This window comes from Cohnella sp. GCM10027633 (assembly GCF_042675445.1).
Lineage (GTDB): Bacteria > Bacillota > Bacilli > Paenibacillales > Paenibacillaceae > Cohnella.
On record NZ_JBHTGV010000021.1, the window covers coordinates 17,353 to 33,097 of the forward strand.

Annotated in this window: 16 protein-coding genes; 12 read left to right on the plus strand and 4 right to left on the minus strand. The window is 60.8% G+C overall.

The annotated features are described in order from the left end of the window. Positions 1-7 precede the first annotated feature (7 nt). Positions 8-1,546 carry an MDR family MFS transporter gene (locus ACFQZG_RS26535; RefSeq protein ID WP_378157748.1) on the plus strand — a complete coding sequence of 513 codons (1,539 nt, stop codon included), beginning with the start codon at positions 8-10 and terminating at the stop codon, positions 1,544-1,546. 108 nt (positions 1,547-1,654) lie between these two features. Further along, the gene (locus tag ACFQZG_RS26540; protein WP_378157749.1) at positions 1,655-3,010 is read left to right on the plus strand and encodes an ABC transporter substrate-binding protein; all 1,356 of its coding nucleotides are present in this window, start codon (positions 1,655-1,657) and stop codon (positions 3,008-3,010) included. Positions 3,011-3,055: 45 nt separating this feature from the next. Here the strand turns inward: ACFQZG_RS26540 and clpP are convergent, their stop codons facing one another. Beyond that, positions 3,056-3,760: an ATP-dependent Clp endopeptidase proteolytic subunit ClpP gene (clpP, locus tag ACFQZG_RS26545; RefSeq protein ID WP_378157750.1), complete on the minus strand. Its 705-nt coding sequence runs from the start codon at positions 3,758-3,760 to the stop codon at positions 3,056-3,058. Positions 3,761-3,816: 56 nt separating this feature from the next. On the opposite strand from clpP, the gene ACFQZG_RS26550 reads away from it, so the two are divergent. Beyond that, positions 3,817-4,530 (plus strand): RNA polymerase sigma factor, encoded by a 714-nt coding sequence (locus tag ACFQZG_RS26550; RefSeq protein WP_378157751.1) that lies wholly within the window; start codon positions 3,817-3,819, stop codon positions 4,528-4,530. Between the two features lie 167 nt (positions 4,531-4,697). Here the strand turns inward: ACFQZG_RS26550 and ACFQZG_RS26555 are convergent, their stop codons facing one another. Beyond that, positions 4,698-4,781, minus strand: a complete 84-nt coding sequence (locus ACFQZG_RS26555) for a putative holin-like toxin (RefSeq protein ID WP_378157795.1) — start codon at positions 4,779-4,781, stop codon at positions 4,698-4,700. Positions 4,782-4,968: 187 nt separating this feature from the next. On the opposite strand from ACFQZG_RS26555, the gene ACFQZG_RS26560 reads away from it, so the two are divergent. Then, entirely contained in the window at positions 4,969-6,552 is a 1,584-nt protein-coding gene (locus tag ACFQZG_RS26560; RefSeq protein WP_378157752.1) for a peptide chain release factor 3, read from the plus strand. A 143-nt stretch (positions 6,553-6,695) separates the two neighbouring features. Beyond that, a complete protein-coding gene (locus ACFQZG_RS26565) occupies positions 6,696-7,859 on the plus strand; it encodes an alpha-D-ribose 1-methylphosphonate 5-triphosphate diphosphatase (protein ID WP_378157753.1) in 1,164 nt (387 codons plus the stop codon). Positions 7,860-7,862: 3 nt separating this feature from the next. Here ACFQZG_RS26565 and sspI read toward each other — a convergent pair whose 3' ends face one another. Continuing rightward, entirely contained in the window at positions 7,863-8,069 is a 207-nt protein-coding gene (gene sspI / locus ACFQZG_RS26570) for a small acid-soluble spore protein SspI (RefSeq protein WP_378157754.1), read from the minus strand. Positions 8,070-8,193: 124 nt separating this feature from the next. Between sspI and ACFQZG_RS26575 the strand changes: the two genes are divergently transcribed. Both ACFQZG_RS26575 and ACFQZG_RS26580 read left to right on the plus strand, forming a co-directional pair. Further along, positions 8,194-8,859 carry a potassium channel family protein gene (locus ACFQZG_RS26575; RefSeq protein ID WP_378157755.1) on the plus strand — a complete coding sequence of 222 codons (666 nt, stop codon included), beginning with the start codon at positions 8,194-8,196 and terminating at the stop codon, positions 8,857-8,859. Next, positions 8,846-9,667, plus strand: a complete 822-nt coding sequence (locus ACFQZG_RS26580) for a TrmH family RNA methyltransferase (protein WP_378157756.1) — start codon at positions 8,846-8,848, stop codon at positions 9,665-9,667. The genes ACFQZG_RS26575 and ACFQZG_RS26580 overlap by 14 nt, the downstream gene beginning before the upstream one ends. Positions 9,668-9,757: 90 nt before the next feature. On the opposite strand, the gene ACFQZG_RS26585 is transcribed toward ACFQZG_RS26580, so the two are convergent. Continuing rightward, entirely contained in the window at positions 9,758-10,624 is an 867-nt protein-coding gene (locus ACFQZG_RS26585) for an AraC family transcriptional regulator (RefSeq protein WP_378157757.1), read from the minus strand. A 149-nt stretch (positions 10,625-10,773) separates the two neighbouring features. Here ACFQZG_RS26585 and ACFQZG_RS26590 point away from each other — a divergent pair, with 149 nt between their 5' ends. The 5 genes from ACFQZG_RS26590 (at position 10,774) to yunB (ending at position 15,691) form a co-directional block, all read left to right on the plus strand. Next, on the plus strand, positions 10,774-11,625 hold the full coding sequence (locus tag ACFQZG_RS26590) for an amidohydrolase family protein (RefSeq protein WP_378157758.1): 852 nt from the start codon (positions 10,774-10,776) through the stop codon (positions 11,623-11,625). Beyond that, positions 11,622-12,575 (plus strand): aldo/keto reductase, encoded by a 954-nt coding sequence (locus ACFQZG_RS26595; RefSeq protein WP_378157759.1) that lies wholly within the window; start codon positions 11,622-11,624, stop codon positions 12,573-12,575. The genes ACFQZG_RS26590 and ACFQZG_RS26595 overlap by 4 nt, the downstream gene beginning before the upstream one ends. After that, on the plus strand, positions 12,575-13,591 hold the full coding sequence (locus tag ACFQZG_RS26600) for a zinc-binding alcohol dehydrogenase family protein (protein ID WP_378157760.1): 1,017 nt from the start codon (positions 12,575-12,577) through the stop codon (positions 13,589-13,591). Before ACFQZG_RS26595 ends, ACFQZG_RS26600 begins: the two co-directional genes overlap by 1 nt. Before the next feature lie 201 nt (positions 13,592-13,792). Beyond that, positions 13,793-14,659 carry an AraC family transcriptional regulator gene (locus tag ACFQZG_RS26605; RefSeq protein ID WP_378157761.1) on the plus strand — a complete coding sequence of 289 codons (867 nt, stop codon included), beginning with the start codon at positions 13,793-13,795 and terminating at the stop codon, positions 14,657-14,659. Between the two features lie 123 nt (positions 14,660-14,782). Next, positions 14,783-15,691, plus strand: a complete 909-nt coding sequence (gene yunB / locus ACFQZG_RS26610; RefSeq protein WP_378157762.1) for a sporulation protein YunB — start codon at positions 14,783-14,785, stop codon at positions 15,689-15,691. The last annotated feature ends 54 nt before the right edge of the window (positions 15,692-15,745 follow it).

The window sequence follows — 15,745 nt, forward strand, 5'->3', positions numbered from 1 at the left end:
GTCAACAATGGCGCAATCGAAGAAGAACGGTCTCGGCGCGGTCATCGCCGGCCTGTTGCTCGGCATACTCATGGCTTCGATGGACAACACGATCGTCGCGACCGCGATGGGCAACATCGTCGGAGAGCTGGGCGGGATGGACAAATTCGTCTGGGTAACGTCCGCGTATATGGTCGCCGAAATGGCGGGCATGCCGATTTTCGGCAAGCTGTCCGATATGTACGGCCGCAAAAAGTTTTTCGTATTCGGCATCATCGTGTTCATGATCGGTTCCATCCTATGCGGTACGGCCGGTTCGATCACGGAGCTGGCGATCTACCGCGCCGTTCAAGGCATCGGCGGAGGAGCGCTCGTTCCGATCGCCTTCACGATCATGTTCGACGCCGTCCCGCTGGAAACCCGCGGCAAGCTCGGCGGCTTGTTCGGCGCGGTGTTCGGGCTCTCGAGCATATTCGGCCCTTTGCTCGGGGCGTATATTACGGACTACATCGCATGGGAATGGATTTTCTACATCAACTTGCCGATCGGCATCGTCGCATTCATCCTGGTGGCGTTCTTCTACAAGGAATCGCACGAGCATTCCAAGCAGCCGATCGACTGGCTAGGCGCGGGGACATTGCTCGGAGCGATCGTCTGCCTCATGTTCGCGCTCGAGCTCGGCGGCAAGTCCTACGCATGGGATTCGTGGCAAATCTTGAGCCTGTTCGGCGGCTTCGCGGTACTGTTGGCCGTGTTCCTGTTCGCCGAGACGAAGGCGGAGGAGCCGATCATCTCCTACGGGCTATTCAAGAACCGACTGTACGCCACGAGCATTCTGACGGCGCTCTTCAGCGGCGCGGCGTTCATCGTCGCATCCGTCTATATCCCGATCTTCATCCAAGGCGTTCTCGGAGGCTCTGCGACGAATTCCGGCCTCGTGCTGCTGCCGATGATGGTCGGCTCCGTCGTAACGGCGACGCTCGGCGGCTTCCTGATGACGAAGATGCCTTATCGCAACGTGCTTATTCCGACGCTGGCGATTCTCGTGGCGGGCACGGCGCTCGTCGCGACGCTTAACGCCGATTCGACGCGGTTCATCGTGACGATATATATGATCTTGATCGGTCTCGGTATCGGGGCGTCGTTCTCTGTGCTCGGCAACGCCGCCATTCACGGCTTGTCCTACCGACAACGCGGATCGGCCAGCGCGACGCTGAACTTCATCCGCTCGCTCGGCATGACGATCGGCATTACGACGTTCGGCATCATTCAGAGCCATCTGTTCTTGAACAAAATGACGGGCGCGTTCCATGGCGGAGACGAGGCGTCCCGGTTGCCGGAAGGTATCGACCTGAAAGACCCGCACGCCTTGTTGGACCCGGCCACGAGAGCGATGTTCCCGGACGACGCGCTCGATCGGATATCGGAGATGCTGTCTTCCTCGATCGTATACACGTTCGCGTGGGCGATCATTCCGGCGGTGCTCGCTCTCGTCGCCGCGCTGTTCATGGGCAACAAGAAACTCGACGCGTCCGCCGAGGCGAAGGAACCGGTCGCGGGGCATTGACGAGTATGTTAAAATCAGGTAACGAACAGGGTGCGACATCAGAGGACGAGAAGTCCTCGCGTCGCATCCTTTTTTTTGGCGGAATTCACGATAAGGTCGGTGGCGAGGATGAGATCGAAGTTCAGCGTGGCCGTTGCGGCGATTGCCTTGACGGTATTGGCTTCCTGTGCGGGAGGAGAGACGCAGAAGCCGGTGAAAGTAGCCGAAGTCCGTTTTCCCGTATATTCGCTGTTCGGCGGCGCGTTGACTGCAGAGGGCGGCAGCGGCGTCCCCGACAAGAACGACGCCATGGCGATGATCAATTATCAAGAACGGATGTACGTGGAAGCGGCCTACAACTTCAACAAGCTGAATCCCGATATTAAAGTCGTCATCGACACGCTCGATTGGAACGACGAGCAGACGCCGTTCAGCTCGCCGTTGCCGCTCCTGGAGGGAGATTCCCCGACGGATATCGTCAGGATCCATTTCAATTACGATTACGATAGAATCGCGGCGGAATCGCCTGAATTGTTATATGATCTTGCCTCGATGCACGATGCGACGGGGGCGACGATTCCGAGCGAATACATCGAATGGGCGAAGAAGGACGGGAAGCTGCTCATGCTGCCGAACCATCTGTACCCGACGGCGCTGGCATATAACAAAGACGTGTTCGACAGAGCGCAAGTCCCCTATCCAGAAGGAGAGATGACTTGGGCGCAATTCGCGGACGTCGCCAGGAAGATCAACGGGGCCGGAACGGGCGCGAGGGCGCTAGGCGAATATCCGTTCTACTTTTTCACCAAGATGTTGGGCGAGACCGGACGATCGTTACTCTCTTCCGACGGCAAGACGACCGTTGGCTATCTTGACGGCGAGGCGGCGATCGATGCGGTCGGCTCGCTGAAGGATATCGTTAATGCGGCCGTCGACGTCCAGCGGTCCGCAAGCGGCTTCTTCGCCCCCGGCAACGTCGCGTTCGGCATCGGCGGAATCAACGTGGCGACTTCCGGAGACGCGAAGGACGGCGCAAGGGTGGGAATCGTATCGATGCCTTACGCGGAGGGGACCGTGCGAACGGTCGATGTCTCCTACGGCGGCTACGCGATATCGGGCAAGAGCCGGCACCCGGAGGCGGCATGGGCGTTCATCAAGTACTTGGCGATCGATGCGAACGAGGATTCGCTCAAGATCAATCAGGACCGCGTGCCGGCCAGCGCCGCCATCGCGGACGGAGTGAGACTAGGCGCGTCTCCCGAGCTTGCGTTCTACTTGGACGAGGCGAAGCATGCGGCGATTATCGGCAACGATGCGAAGTTCTACGAAGCCTGGACGCGGGAGCTGGAAGAACGGTTCAATACGATCTTGACGGCCGATGACGACGAAATTTCCGAACGGCTGCATAAGCTTGCGCTCGAAGTCGACGAGAAGCTGGCGGAAGCCGAGAAGTCGGCCGCGAACCCGACGAAGACCGCCGAATGACCGATTCGGCGGTACGATCGGCAGTCTGGCGGCGTTACGCGTCGCCTAGCCTAGCCGAGTAACTACTTCGTCGACGATGCCGTAATCGAGCGCCTCTTGCGCCGAGAGGAAGTAGTCGCGGTCCATATCGCGCTCAATCCGTTCGAGAGGCTGGCCGGTTCGCTCGCTGGCGATCTTGTTGAGCCGGGCGCGGGTATCGAGGATGCGCTTCGCGCTGATCGCGATATCGCTCGCCTGGCCTTGCGCTCCGCCGTGGGGCTGGTGAATCATGATCTCGCTGCTCGGGAGCGCGAACCTCTTGCCCTTCTCGCCGGAGAGCAGTAGAATCGCGGCGAACGAGGCGGCCATGCCGACGCAGATCGTATGCACCGGCGGCTTGATGAATTGCATCGTGTCGTAGATGGCGAAGCCCGCGGTCGTCGATCCGCCCGGCGAATTGACGTAGAGGCTGATCTCCTTGTCGGGGTCCTCCGCCGCGAGGAACAGCAGTTGGGCGACGATGCTGTTCGCGACCTGGTCGTCGATCGCGGAGCCAAGGAAGACGATGCGGTCCTTCAGCAGGCGGGAGTAGATATCGTAAGATCGCTCTCCGCGGTTCGACTGTTCGACGACGTACGGAATGTAATGACTCATTCGTTCATCCCTCTTTTCATTCGTTCGTTGTTTGCGTCTTGCGATTCGTAAACGGAGCGGGAGGCGCGGAGGATACGCGATAAAATATTTTCGGCGGAGCCGTATCTTCGGGGTCATCTCGTTCGTTTACGGTAGCAAGGACGCGTATAATGAAAGCGACGGAGGTGCACGTCATGACGGAAACGATACGGGAATCCCAAGATATCCGGCGATTGCAGGGCGCGCTCGGCCGCTTCTGCCTCTCGCTGACGGCATCCCGCTGGGATGCGGAAGACTTGTCGCAGGAGACGTGGCTGAAGGCGCTCGAGTCCGAAGCGGGACTCGCGCACGCGAACCCGGAAGCGTTCTTGCTGCGGATCGCCCGCAACGCTTGGATCGATCGGACGAGACAGAACGGCGCGCGCTCGCGAGCTCTTCAGGCGGTTCGTTCCGAGGCTGCGCCCTATGCGCTGCCCGACGAAGGGGTACTCGGCATCGAATCGGCCTTGAATGCGATCATGGCGCATCTGACGCCGTTGCAATGCGCGGTATGGCTGCTTCGGGACGCCTGCGGGTACTCCGCCGCGGAGTCGGCGCTCGGTCTTGGCATTACCGTCGGAGCGGTCAAAGCCGCGTTGCACCGGGCGCGCGCGGCGCTGCCCGCGGCGAAGGAGGCAATCGCGCAGGGGACGTTGCCGGCCCCGCTGGACGAAGGCTTGAAGGACGTGCTCCGGACGCTCGCGATTGCTTACGAGGGCGGAGATATCGGGACGATGCTCGCGATCTTGCGGCAAGGGGAGACGGATCCCGTACCGGCGATGGCCGCGCTGCAGAGCAGAAGGCTGCGTGCCGTCGCAGCGCCGGCGAAGCGGGACGGAGCTGCGCCATTGATGGGGCTGGCCGCTTGATTTTTTTGTTCGTTTCGGTTTGATGGCGAGGAGCGGTATGATATACTTGGAACAAAGCAAAGGAGCCGTGCGGCTAACACGACTCCTTCGACAACAGCCGCTTTTAAGGGCGGTAGGCTTCGGATAAGGCTATTGTAATAGACCGTTAACCTTGGGCATAGGGCGGTCTATTTCTTTTTATGGAAAGAAAGCATAAGTACGACGAGAGTAGCGAATGAAATCATTAGCCCTAACGCGTCCTTTACCTCCATGGCATCACCTCCCTTCCGGGAGACTAGCCGACCGCCCTTGCAAGCCTATTCTGTTGTATAGTCAAGTTTACCATATATTAACGATTCATAAGATAACCCATGTCGGTTGCTCCTCGGCGTGAGCCGTTATTGCTTGAATATGCTATAATGGAAGCTGTCATTTTACAGAGGAAGGACTTTTCCACGAATGAGTTCAAAACCTACCGACGAACTGCGGCATGAGGTCGAGAAGCGCCGTACGTTCGCGATTATTTCCCACCCGGATGCGGGCAAAACGACCCTGACGGAGAAGCTGCTTCTGTTCGGGGGAGCGATCCATACGGCGGGCTCCGTCAAGGCGCGCAAGGCGGCGCGCCACGCGACGTCCGACTGGATGGAGATCGAGAAGCAACGGGGCATCTCGGTTACGTCCTCCGTCATGCAGTTCCAATACGCGGGCAAGCAAGTGAACATCTTGGATACGCCCGGTCACCAAGACTTCTCCGAGGATACGTACCGGACGTTGACGGCCGCCGACAGCGCGGTCATGCTCATCGACGTCGCGAAGGGCGTCGAGGCGCAGACGATCAAGCTGTTCCAAGTGTGCAGCAAGCGCGGCATTCCGATCTTCACGTTCATCAACAAGCTCGACCGCGAAGGGCAGAACCCGTTCGAGCTGCTCGAGGAGATCGAGCGCGTGCTCGGCATCCGCTCGGTACCGATGAACTGGCCGATCGGCATGGGCCGCGAACTGGCGGGCGTATACGACCGGATGAAGAACCAAGTCGAGCTGTTCAACGGCAAGGACCACTCCACGATCGAGGTGCGCAAGGCGTCGGACTACAACGATCCGATTATCCGTGAGATGGCGGGGGACTACCTCGCCGACCAGCTGGCGCAGGATCTCGAGCTACTTGACGTCGCGGGCGACCAGTTCGATTACGAGAAGGTGAGCCGCGGCGAGCTGACGCCGGTCTTCTTCGGAAGCGCGGTCAACAACTTCGGCGTGCAGACGTTCCTCGAGAACTTCCTGCAGCTTGCGCCTTCGCCTACGCCTCGCAAGAGCACGGACGGAGAAATCGAGCCGACGGACGAGAAATTCTCGGGCTACGTGTTCAAGATCCAAGCGAACATGAACCCGGCACATCGCGACCGGATCGCGTTCCTGCGCATCTGCTCGGGCAAGTTCAACCGCGGCATGGCGGTCCGTCACGTGCGCGCCGGCAAGGAGATCAAGCTCGCGCAGCCGCAGCAATTCCTCGCTCAGGACCGGGATATCGTCGAGACGGCGTATCCGGGCGATATTATCGGCTTGTTCGATCCGGGGATTTTCCGCATCGGAGACAGCTTGGCGGAAGGACGCGACGTGATCTTCGACGAGCTGCCGACGTTCTCTCCGGAAATCTTCGCGAAGGTGTCCGTGAAGAACGCCCTGAAGCAGAAGCAGTACATCAAAGGCCTCGACCAGCTGACGGAAGAAGGCATGGTGCAAGTATTCCGTTCGGTCGGCGCGTTCGAGGATACGTATCTCGGCGTCGTCGGGCAACTGCAATTCGAGGTGTTCGAGTACCGGATGAAGAACGAGTACGGCGTCGACATCATATTGAACCGCACGACGTTCCAGTTCGCGAGATGGCTCGTGGGCAAGGTCGACGCTTCGAAGTTCCGCATCAACTCGACGCTCGTGAAGGACAAGAACGACAACGACGTCGCGCTGTTCGAGAACGAGTACGCGATGCGCACGGCGATGGAGCGTCTTCCAGACGTCAAGTTCCTCGAGATGGCGCCGTAATAAGCAACGCCGAATGAACCGCATCCCTTCGGGGGTGCGTTTTTTCATGATTCGGGTTTCTTGGCGCTTGTTTGGATTCGATGACGGCATTGTTGTAAAATGATAGGTACGAAACGAGAGACGGGGACGGGGGCGGCGCGGACATGAAGGGCCGATTGACGATTCAAGGCGGAAGCATCGTATTGCCGGACGGCGTAATCCGAGGGGACGTGACGATCGAGGACGGTACGATCGTATCGGTCGGTCCGGCGGTAACGGGAGTCGGCGGGAACGATTCCGCGATCGACGCGGAGGGGGCTTACGTGCTGCCGGGACTGGTCGACGTGCACTGCGACGCGATCGAGAAGGAAGTGGAGCCTCGGCCGAACACGCTGTTCCCGATGGAGATGGCGTTCCTGAACTTCGAGAAGAAGCTCGCGGGACACGGCATCACGACGATGCTGCACTCGCTGTCGCTCGGCGTCGGCTTAAGCTTGCGGGGCGAACATCTCGTCTCAAAGATGATCGAGCTGATCGCGTCGTTCCGCGGGGAGCCGACGATGATCCGCCACGGCGTTCATCTGAGGTACGAGGTGTCGCACCTGACGGGATTCGGGTTGGCGAGCAGATGCATCGCCGAAGGACTGATCGACTACTTGTCGCTCATGGACCATGCGCCGGGCATCGGTCAATATCATCGGCCGGGGGCGTTCGAGAAGTACGTCATGAAGAATCAGGGCGTCGGACTCGACGAAGTGAAGGCGATCGTCGACGAGCTGCAAGGGCGACGCGCCGAGGTAGATTGGGGGCGGCTGCGGGCATTGACCGCGGAGGCGCGCGCCCGCGGCATCGCCGTCGCCTCGCACGACGACGACAGCGAAGCCGCCGTCGGGCACTCGCTGTCGTTCGGAGCGACGGTGTCCGAGTTCCCGCTTAGCCTGGATACGGCGGCATACGCGAAGTCGCGCGGCATGGACGTCTGCGTCGGCGCGCCGAACATCGTGCGCGGAGGCTCGCACGACGGCAATATGAAGGCCGCCGACGCGGTGAGGCGCGGGGCGGCCGACATGATCTGCTCCGACTACCATCCGGCGTCGCTCTTGCACGCGATCTTCGCGCTCGAGGACGAGGGCGTCGCGCTGTCCCGGGCGGTCGCGATGGCGACGCTCGAACCGGCGCGCATGCTCGGTCGGGCAGACGTCGTCGGCTCGATTGAAGCGGGCAAGCAGGCGGACCTAATCGTCGTCCGCAAGACGAGGGGCGTGCCGCTCGTCAGCGATACGCTCGTCGGCGGCAACGTCGTTCATTCGGCGCGGCGGTTCGGCTGACCGTTATGGACTCAGCCGCGAATGCAAGGTTCCGACCATGCGGGCTTGCTCCTCCGGCGCGCTGTTCGACCAGATGATCTCGAACAGGACGCCGAGACCGGGCAGCGTCATCTCGGCTTGATGCATCGAGTCGTCGATGATGGCTTGAAGCTCTTCGGGGCTGCGGTCGATGACGCGCTGAACGATGGCTTCGCGCAGGTTGAGTTCCATTCGTGCACCTCCTTCGGAGACATTCGTGTAGCGTCCCCCTAGGGGGATGCGGATATGCCGGACAAGCCTTATGATATAATGATGGTTATCGAAAAGCGTACGTTGCCAATGCGGGGGGATTGCCATGGGGAAGAAGCAATATGCCGTCATCGGGCTCGGTCGCTTCGGATCGAGCGTGGCGAAATACTTATCGGAAATGGGTTACGAGGTGCTGGCGGTAGACGACAACGCGGAACGGGTGCAAGACTTGGCCAACGTCGTCACGCACGCGGTCAGCGCCGATTCGACCGACGAGGAAGCGATGCGGGCGCTCGGCATCCGCAACTTCGACGTCGTCGTCGTGGCGATCGGGCAAGACATTCAAGCGAGCATTCTGACGACGCTCATCCTGAAGGACTTAGGCGTGCCTTATATCATCGTGAAGGCGCAGAGCGATCTGCATGGCAAAGTATTGAACAAAATCGGCGCCGACAAAGTCGTATTCCCCGAACGGGACATGGGGCTTCGCGTCGCGCACCACCTCATCTCGCCGAACATCTTGGAGCATATCGAGCTATCCAAGGATTATAGCATCGTAGAGATGAAGACGCCCTCGGCCATGCTCGGCAGGAGCCTGAAGGAGCTCGACATCCGGTCGAAATACAATTGCAACGTGCTGGCGCTGAAGCAGGAAGGCGAGATGAACATTACGCCGAGCGCGGACCAGCCGCTGACGGAAGACGATATTCTCGTCATCGTCGGCAAGAACGAACAATTAAACAAGTTGGAGCAGGCGTATGCGGAAGCTTGAAGGATACATTAGCTCGGCGGCGAATCCGCGCGTGAAAGAGTGGGCGAAGCTGCTGGACCGGAAATACCGGGAGAGGGAAGGGAAGTTCCTCCTCGAGGGCGTGCACCTCGTGAAGGAAGCGCTCGACGCGGGCTGGCCGCTCGAAGCCGTCGCGTTCGACGAAGGCTCGGACGTCGCGGAGCTATTCGAAGCGTACTTGGAGCGCGCGGGGGATTCTCCGGACGGCCCGGTCTGGGTGCCGGTATCGCCGGACGTCATCGCCAAATGCAGCGGCACCGAGACGCCTCAGCCGATCTTCGCGGTCGCGCTGAAGCGTCCTCCGGAGCGCGACGCGCTGTTCGCGGACCCGGGCGCGCTCGTGGCGGTGCTCGACGGCGTGCAGGATCCGGGCAACGTCGGCACGATCGTGCGCGGCGCGGCCGCTTGCGGGGCGACCGCCGTCGTGCTCGGCCGAGGGACGGCCGACCTGTACAATCCGAAGACGATCCGCGCTACGATGGGCGCGCTGTTCCACGTGCCGGTATTGGAAGCGGACCTGACGGAGCTGCTGCCGGAAGCGCGCGAACACGGCGCGACGATCGCGGGCACGAGCCTGCGGTCGTCGCGATCGTGCTACGAGTACGACTTCCGCGGGCGCGGCGTCTGGCTCGTGCTGGGCAACGAGGGCAGCGGCATGTCCGCGCGCGTGTCGGAGCTCGTCGACGACAACTTGATTATTCCGATGTCCGGCCGCGCGGAGTCGCTGAACGTCGCCATGGCGGCGACGGTGCTGCTGTTCGAGGCACAGCGGCAGCGGATGAAGGGGTAGCGGAGGGTTTATGAGGCGAGGAGCAACTTCTTCGGAAGCTGCTTCTTTTTTGTGCTCGGGCCATCGTGTCCGTTCGCCCCACCGCTTGCCTCATTCGTCCAACCCCCGCCGATAAGCCGCCGGCGTCTTGCCGGCGATTCGCTTGAACAGCCGGTGGAAGTGGGGCACGTTCTCGAAGCCGCAATCCGAGGCGATAGCCGCGACGTTGCGGTCGGTTTCGAGGAGCAGTTCCTTGGCTCGAATGATACGCTTGGCGGCGATGAATGCGGTGACGTTCATGCCGGTCAGCTCCTTGAACACCCGGCTGAAGTGCGCGGGACTGACGGCGGCGCGCTTGCAGAGCTCGCGGAGTCCGATATCTTCCGTATAGTTCGCGTCGATATACAGCAGCGTATCCCGCATCCAGACCGGCCCGATCGCGGGCGCTTGCGACGTCGGACCAACCCCCGCGCCCGTCTCGCGGCCGACGGCCAACAAGAGCCGCTGCAAGTGCAGCGACACGGCATGCCGGACGCCGGGCTCCGAGTCCCGGAGCTCCCGATCGAGCTCGCGCAGTCCGTCTTCCATCGTCTCTTGCAGCGCGGGGCTGCATTTGACCTGGAACGATCGCGTCTGGCGGCTCCGGTCGAAGCACCGCAACAACGAGAACGGCTCGCCGAATGCCGGCTGCGGCACGAGGAGCGGACTGAAGAACGCGGCGGTCGACGTGACCGGATCGGCGGCGTCCGGAAAAGCCCGATGGATCGTATTGCCCGGGATGAGGAATAGATCGCCCGCGCGCATGTCGTAGAACGTTCGATCGATGAAGAAGGCGCCTTGGCCGCTATGAACGTATACGATCTCGTACCAGTCGTGCAAGTGATCGGGCAGCTCCCGTTGCTTCGTCTTCGTGTCTCTGTAGACGAACGAGAACGGAAAGGCGGGCGATACGTTAAACGGCTTCCGAATCGGCTTCATGCGCGCAACCCCCGTGTCGTACGATTCTGTATTCAAAATATCAAAAAAGGATACAAATACGCAAGAAGTCGTTATTTTAAATGAATTACGGCATGTTAGACTGAGAGAAGAAGACGGTTACATCCATGAACCGCAAAGGAAGATGCCAGATGAGAATCGATGCCCACCAGCATTATTGGAGAATCGACCGGGGAGATTACGGCTGGATCACGCCGGAGATGCCCGTCTTATACCGGGATTTCTTGCCGCCGGACCTTCTGCCGAGCCTGGAAGCGCGCGGGCTGGACGGAAGCATCGTCGTGCAAGCGGCCCCGACGATCGAGGAGACGGATTATCTGCTGTCGCTTGCCGAACGGAACGAATCGATCAAAGGCGTCGTCGGATTCCTGGACCTTCAGGATGACCGCCACCCGGAGCATTACGAGCGATTCGCGAAGCACCCGAAATTCGTCGGCTTCCGGATCATGATTCAAGAGATGCCGGACGCCCGGGCGATTCTGTCCGAATCGTACGTCGAAGCGTTGCGCGGCTACGCGAAGCTGGGCGTGCCCGTCGATCTGCTGCTGAAGTCCGATCAATTGGAGCAAGTCGTCGCATTGGCCGATCGCGTGCCCGGCCTGCGCGGCGTCGTCGATCATATCGCCAAGCCGCGCATCGCCGAAGGGCTGACGGAGCCGTGGGCGGAGCACATGAAGGCGCTCTCCTCGCACCCGAACCTCTATTGCAAGCTGTCCGGCATGGTGACCGAAGCGGACCGCTCCGGCTGGACGGCCGAGCAATTCGTCCCATACGTCCGGCATGCGCTGGCATGCTTCGGTCCGGACCGGGTCATGTTCGGAAGCGATTGGCCGGTATGCTTGCTGGCGGCGAGCTACGACGAGGTCGTCGACGTCCTCGAGCGCGCGCTGCCCGCTTCGTGGGGCGAAGCGGAGAAGGAGAAGCTGTACGGAGCGAACGCCATCGCCTTTTACCGAATCGAACAAGGGGAGAACGACCGATGAAATATCGCGCATTAGGACAAACCGGACTGGACGTCTCCGTTCTTAGCTTCGGCGCTTCCTCGTTAGGCTCCGTCTTCCGGGATACCGACGAAGCGGAAAGCATCCGCACGGTATGCGAGGCGATCGACGCCGGCATCAACTACATTGACGTATCCCCGTATTACGGCTTGACCAAAGCGGAAACCGTGCTCGGCCAAGCGCTGCGGGGCATTCCGCGCGACAAGTACGTGCTGTCGACGAAGGCGGGCCGTTACGGCGCCGATACGTTCGACTTCTCCGGGGACCGGATCGTCGCCAGCGTGGAAGAGAGCCTGAAGCGGCTGAACGCGAACGAGATCGACATCCTCTATTTGCACGATATCGAATTCGTGCCGGCGGACATCATCCTTCACGAAGCGATACCCGCTCTGCAGCGGCTGAAGGAGAGCGGCAAGATCCGATTCACGGGCATCTGCGGCTTGCCGATCGCGCTGTTCGAGACGTTCGTTCCCCGCGTCGACGTCGACTGCATGATCTCGTACTGCCATTATTCGTTGAACGACACGAGTCTGCTCGGCTTGCTGCCGTTGCTCGAGACGCATGGCGTCGGGTTGGTCAACGCCTCGCCGCTCTCCATGGGTCTGTTAAGTACCCGGGGAACGCCGGATTGGCATCCCGCCGCGCCGGACATCAAGGCGGCTTGTCTCCAGGCTGCGCAATATTGCGCAGATCGGGGAGAGGATATCGCGAAGCTGGCCGTCCAGTTCTCGACGTCCGACGAGCGCATTCCGACGACGTTGGTGAGCACGGCCAATCCGGCGAACATCCGCAAGAACGCGGAATGGACGGACGAACCGATCGACGAGCGGCTGCTGGCCGACGTGCTGGACATCCTGAAGCCCGTGCACAATCGAACCTGGACGAGCGGCAGAGCCGAATATAACGGGAAGCTTGAAGGGGGCGAGGCATAATGCGGGGCATCGTATGCGAAGAGATCGATCGCTTCCGGTATGCGGACGACTTGCCGGAGCCCGTCCTTGCCCAAGGGTCGGCCATCGTGGCGATTCGGAGAATCGGCATCTGCGGCACCGATCTGCACGCCTATAAGGGTAATCAGCCCTTCTTCGCTTATCCGCGCATCTTGGGACACGAGCTGGCGGGCGTCATCGAACGAGTCGGGGATAATGGAGCGGGACTACGCGTCGGAGATCAGGTCAGCGTCATTCCGTACATGCATTGCGGAAGTTGCGTCGCTTGCAGGGGCGGCCGGACGAACTGCTGCACGGACATGCAAGTGCTCGGCGTCCATATCGACGGCGGCATGCGGGAGCGCATCTCGGTGCCGGTCACGCATCTGATCCAGGCGAACGATCTGACGCTCGACGAGGCGGCCGCGCTAGAGCCGCTCGCGATCGGCGCGCACGCCGTGCGCCGATCCGGGCTGCAAGCCGGAGAGACCGCGCTCGTCATCGGCGGCGGGCCGATCGGACTCGGCGTCATGGCGTTCGCGAAGGCGCGCCGGGCCAAGGTCGTCGCCATGGACGTCAACGAGGACCGGTTGGCGTTCTGCCGCGATTGGGCAGGCGCGGACGCGACGGTCAATGCGCTTCGCGATCCGCTCGGCAGCCTATTGGCCGCGAACGGCGGGGACCTCCCGAGCGTCGTCTTCGACGCGACGGGCAACGCGAAGTCGATGACCGACGCGTTCGGTTACGCGGCTCACGGCGGGAGATTGGTGTACGTCGGACTCGTCAGGGCCGACATCTCGTTCCACGATCCCGAGTTCCACAAGCGCGAGCTGACGCTCCTGGCAAGCCGCAACGCGACACGGGAAGACTTCGAGCGGGTGCTTGAAGTACTTGCGACCGGCGCGATCGACGTCGGCCGATATATTACGCACCGAACCGATATCGAAGGCATGATCGGTACGTTCGAACATTGGCTGAAGCCCGAATCGAAAGTGATCAAGGCGATGGTCGAACTATAAAGAACAAACCCCGCCTCGGGAAACCGAAGGCGGGGTTATCATTTTGACGTGCCTATCGGATTCTCCTCATTTTGTATCGGATTGACCTATAGAACTGTCGCTAGGGCTGTGTTACGCTACTAGCATATTGCGCTAAGCGCTCGAAGTTTTAATGAATAATGGCATGGATTATTCGGATACTGCGAATGGGGGGTGGCGGACGTGAGAAGCGCGCTGCGCGAGAACACGATGCTCACGGGGAAAGACTTCCCGATCAACGTGTTCCATACGACGTTCGAGGAGCATCACCACTTGCCGCTGCATTGGCACGAGCATTACGAGATTATTCTGATCGAGCAAGGCGCGGCGACGCTGCAGATCGGATCCCGCCGGTACGAGGCACGCGCCGGCGATCTGTATATCGTGAACGGAAGGGAGCTGCACGGCATCTCCGCCCCGTCGACGCCGTTCGTATTCTATGCGATCGTCTTCCATCCGTCGCTTATCGGATTGAAGCCCAACGACGTCGAGAAGATGGGCTTGCCGACGGCGGAGGCGGAAGGCAACCGGGCGTTCGCGAACGTTCCCGATCCGGCGTGCGAGCACGACGAGAAGATCAAGGGCGCGTTGCGGACGCTCATCGCGGAGTTCAAAGGCAAGCTTCCGGGCTATCAGGAGGCGGTGCAAGCGACGGCCCGCCTGCTGTTCACGTGGCTGTACCGTTGGTATGCCGAGGAGCGCGATCCGGCGAACCGGCTGAGCGAATACAGCGTGCGTGAGAAGCGGTTCCGGTCGTTGTTGCTGCACGTCGAGCGGCATTACGCAGAGCCGATCACGCTTGACCAAGCGGCGGGCATCGTTCACTTGAGCACGTATCACTTCTGCAAAACGTTCAAGCGGATGACCGGCATGACGTTCGTGCAATACGTGAACCGATACCGGATCCAGGAAGCGGAACGGATGCTGCTGGACAGTTCCCTCAGCGTCACGGAGATCGCGGACCGGGTCGGCTGCGGCAGCATTAACGCGTTCTCCAAGCTGTTCAAGCAAATCCGCGGCTGCTCTCCGAAGCAGCTGAGGGCGAAGTAAGTAAGCTTTCTACGATGATCAATGATAAGAAGCACCGCGTGTCCGCCGTATCGGCCGGGCCCCGGTGCTTTTTCGCGTTCGCGGCGCATAAGCTTTGAACGATACGGACGAGGAGGGATCGCATTGGCGAGACGATGGAACATCACCTTGCCGAAGCTCGCGCCGCGCAAGTGGGGCAGAGGACGCGGCTTGCTCGGCAGCGGCGGCTTCCGGCCGAAGCCCGCGCCGCGCAGGTGGGGGACGCGCGGTTGGTTCTCGGCGACCCGCCCGGTCGCGAGCTCGCCCGCGGCGAAGTGGAAGCAGACGAGGCCGCGGAAGCGGATGAAGCGGAAGCACGCGTGGATCATCGGGCTGTTGTTCTTCGCGTTCTTGATCCTGCAGGGCATCTTGTTCCTCGACCGGGAGCTGCGCGGACCTCTCATGTTCCTGGCGAAGATCCGGATTACGCAGATGGCGACGGACGCGATCAATACGGCGATTACCGACGAGGTGGCGAGAGAGGTAGACTCGGATCGGCTGATCCAATGGCGGACGAACGAGGCCGGCAAGGTGACCGGTCTCCTGATCGATTACAAGGAGCAGATGAGCATTACCGCGAGAACGATCGAGGTCGTGAACCGGGTGCTGAAGGAGCGGGAGGACATTCCCGAGCATATTCCGATCGGCCATGCCCTGAACAGCCCCTTCATCTCCTCGATCGGTCCGAGCGTGTCGGTGAAGTTCCATCCGGCGACGGCGGTCAAGGTGGACGTCGACACGCGGTCGACGGAAACGGGCATCAACAACTTGCTCGTGGAGGTGTTCGTGCGGATTCGCACCGACATCGCGGTCGTGATTCCGTTCGATCAGGAGCCGCAGCAGCTCGAGACGGAAATTCCGCTCTCCTACGTCATGGTCGTCGGCGACGTGCCGACGTACTATTACGACAATCACGGCAATGCCGTGGGCAACTCGGCTCCGCAAGCTCCCGTCATTACGCTGCCGAAGCCGGAGACGGCCACGCAATCGACCCCGCAAACGACGACGCATTGAAAATAATGTTCGATTATGTTCGTTATTGTGTGATATAGTGTAATCAAACGATTA

Coding starts and splice junctions, on each gene's coding strand:
- ACFQZG_RS26580 (WP_378157756.1), top strand. CDS start 8,846: ATGCGGAAGCTTGAAGGATACATTAGCTCGGCGGCGAATCCGCGCGTG.
- ACFQZG_RS26595 (WP_378157759.1), top strand. CDS start 11,622: ATGAAATATCGCGCATTAGGACAAACCGGACTGGACGTCTCCGTTCTT.
- ACFQZG_RS26550 (WP_378157751.1), top strand. CDS start 3,817: ATGACGGAAACGATACGGGAATCCCAAGATATCCGGCGATTGCAGGGC.
- ACFQZG_RS26600 (WP_378157760.1), top strand. CDS start 12,575: ATGCGGGGCATCGTATGCGAAGAGATCGATCGCTTCCGGTATGCGGAC.
- ACFQZG_RS26585 (WP_378157757.1), bottom strand. CDS start 10,624: ATGAAGCCGATTCGGAAGCCGTTTAACGTATCGCCCGCCTTTCCGTTC.
- ACFQZG_RS26590 (WP_378157758.1), top strand. CDS start 10,774: ATGAGAATCGATGCCCACCAGCATTATTGGAGAATCGACCGGGGAGAT.
- ACFQZG_RS26565 (WP_378157753.1), top strand. CDS start 6,696: ATGAAGGGCCGATTGACGATTCAAGGCGGAAGCATCGTATTGCCGGAC.
- ACFQZG_RS26560 (WP_378157752.1), top strand. CDS start 4,969: ATGAGTTCAAAACCTACCGACGAACTGCGGCATGAGGTCGAGAAGCGC.
- sspI (WP_378157754.1), bottom strand. CDS start 8,069: ATGGAACTCAACCTGCGCGAAGCCATCGTTCAGCGCGTCATCGACCGC.
- ACFQZG_RS26540 (WP_378157749.1), top strand. CDS start 1,655: ATGAGATCGAAGTTCAGCGTGGCCGTTGCGGCGATTGCCTTGACGGTA.
- clpP (WP_378157750.1), bottom strand. CDS start 3,760: ATGACCCCGAAGATACGGCTCCGCCGAAAATATTTTATCGCGTATCCT.
- ACFQZG_RS26575 (WP_378157755.1), top strand. CDS start 8,194: ATGGGGAAGAAGCAATATGCCGTCATCGGGCTCGGTCGCTTCGGATCG.
- ACFQZG_RS26535 (WP_378157748.1), top strand. CDS start 8: ATGGCGCAATCGAAGAAGAACGGTCTCGGCGCGGTCATCGCCGGCCTG.
- ACFQZG_RS26555 (WP_378157795.1), bottom strand. CDS start 4,781: ATGGAGGTAAAGGACGCGTTAGGGCTAATGATTTCATTCGCTACTCTC.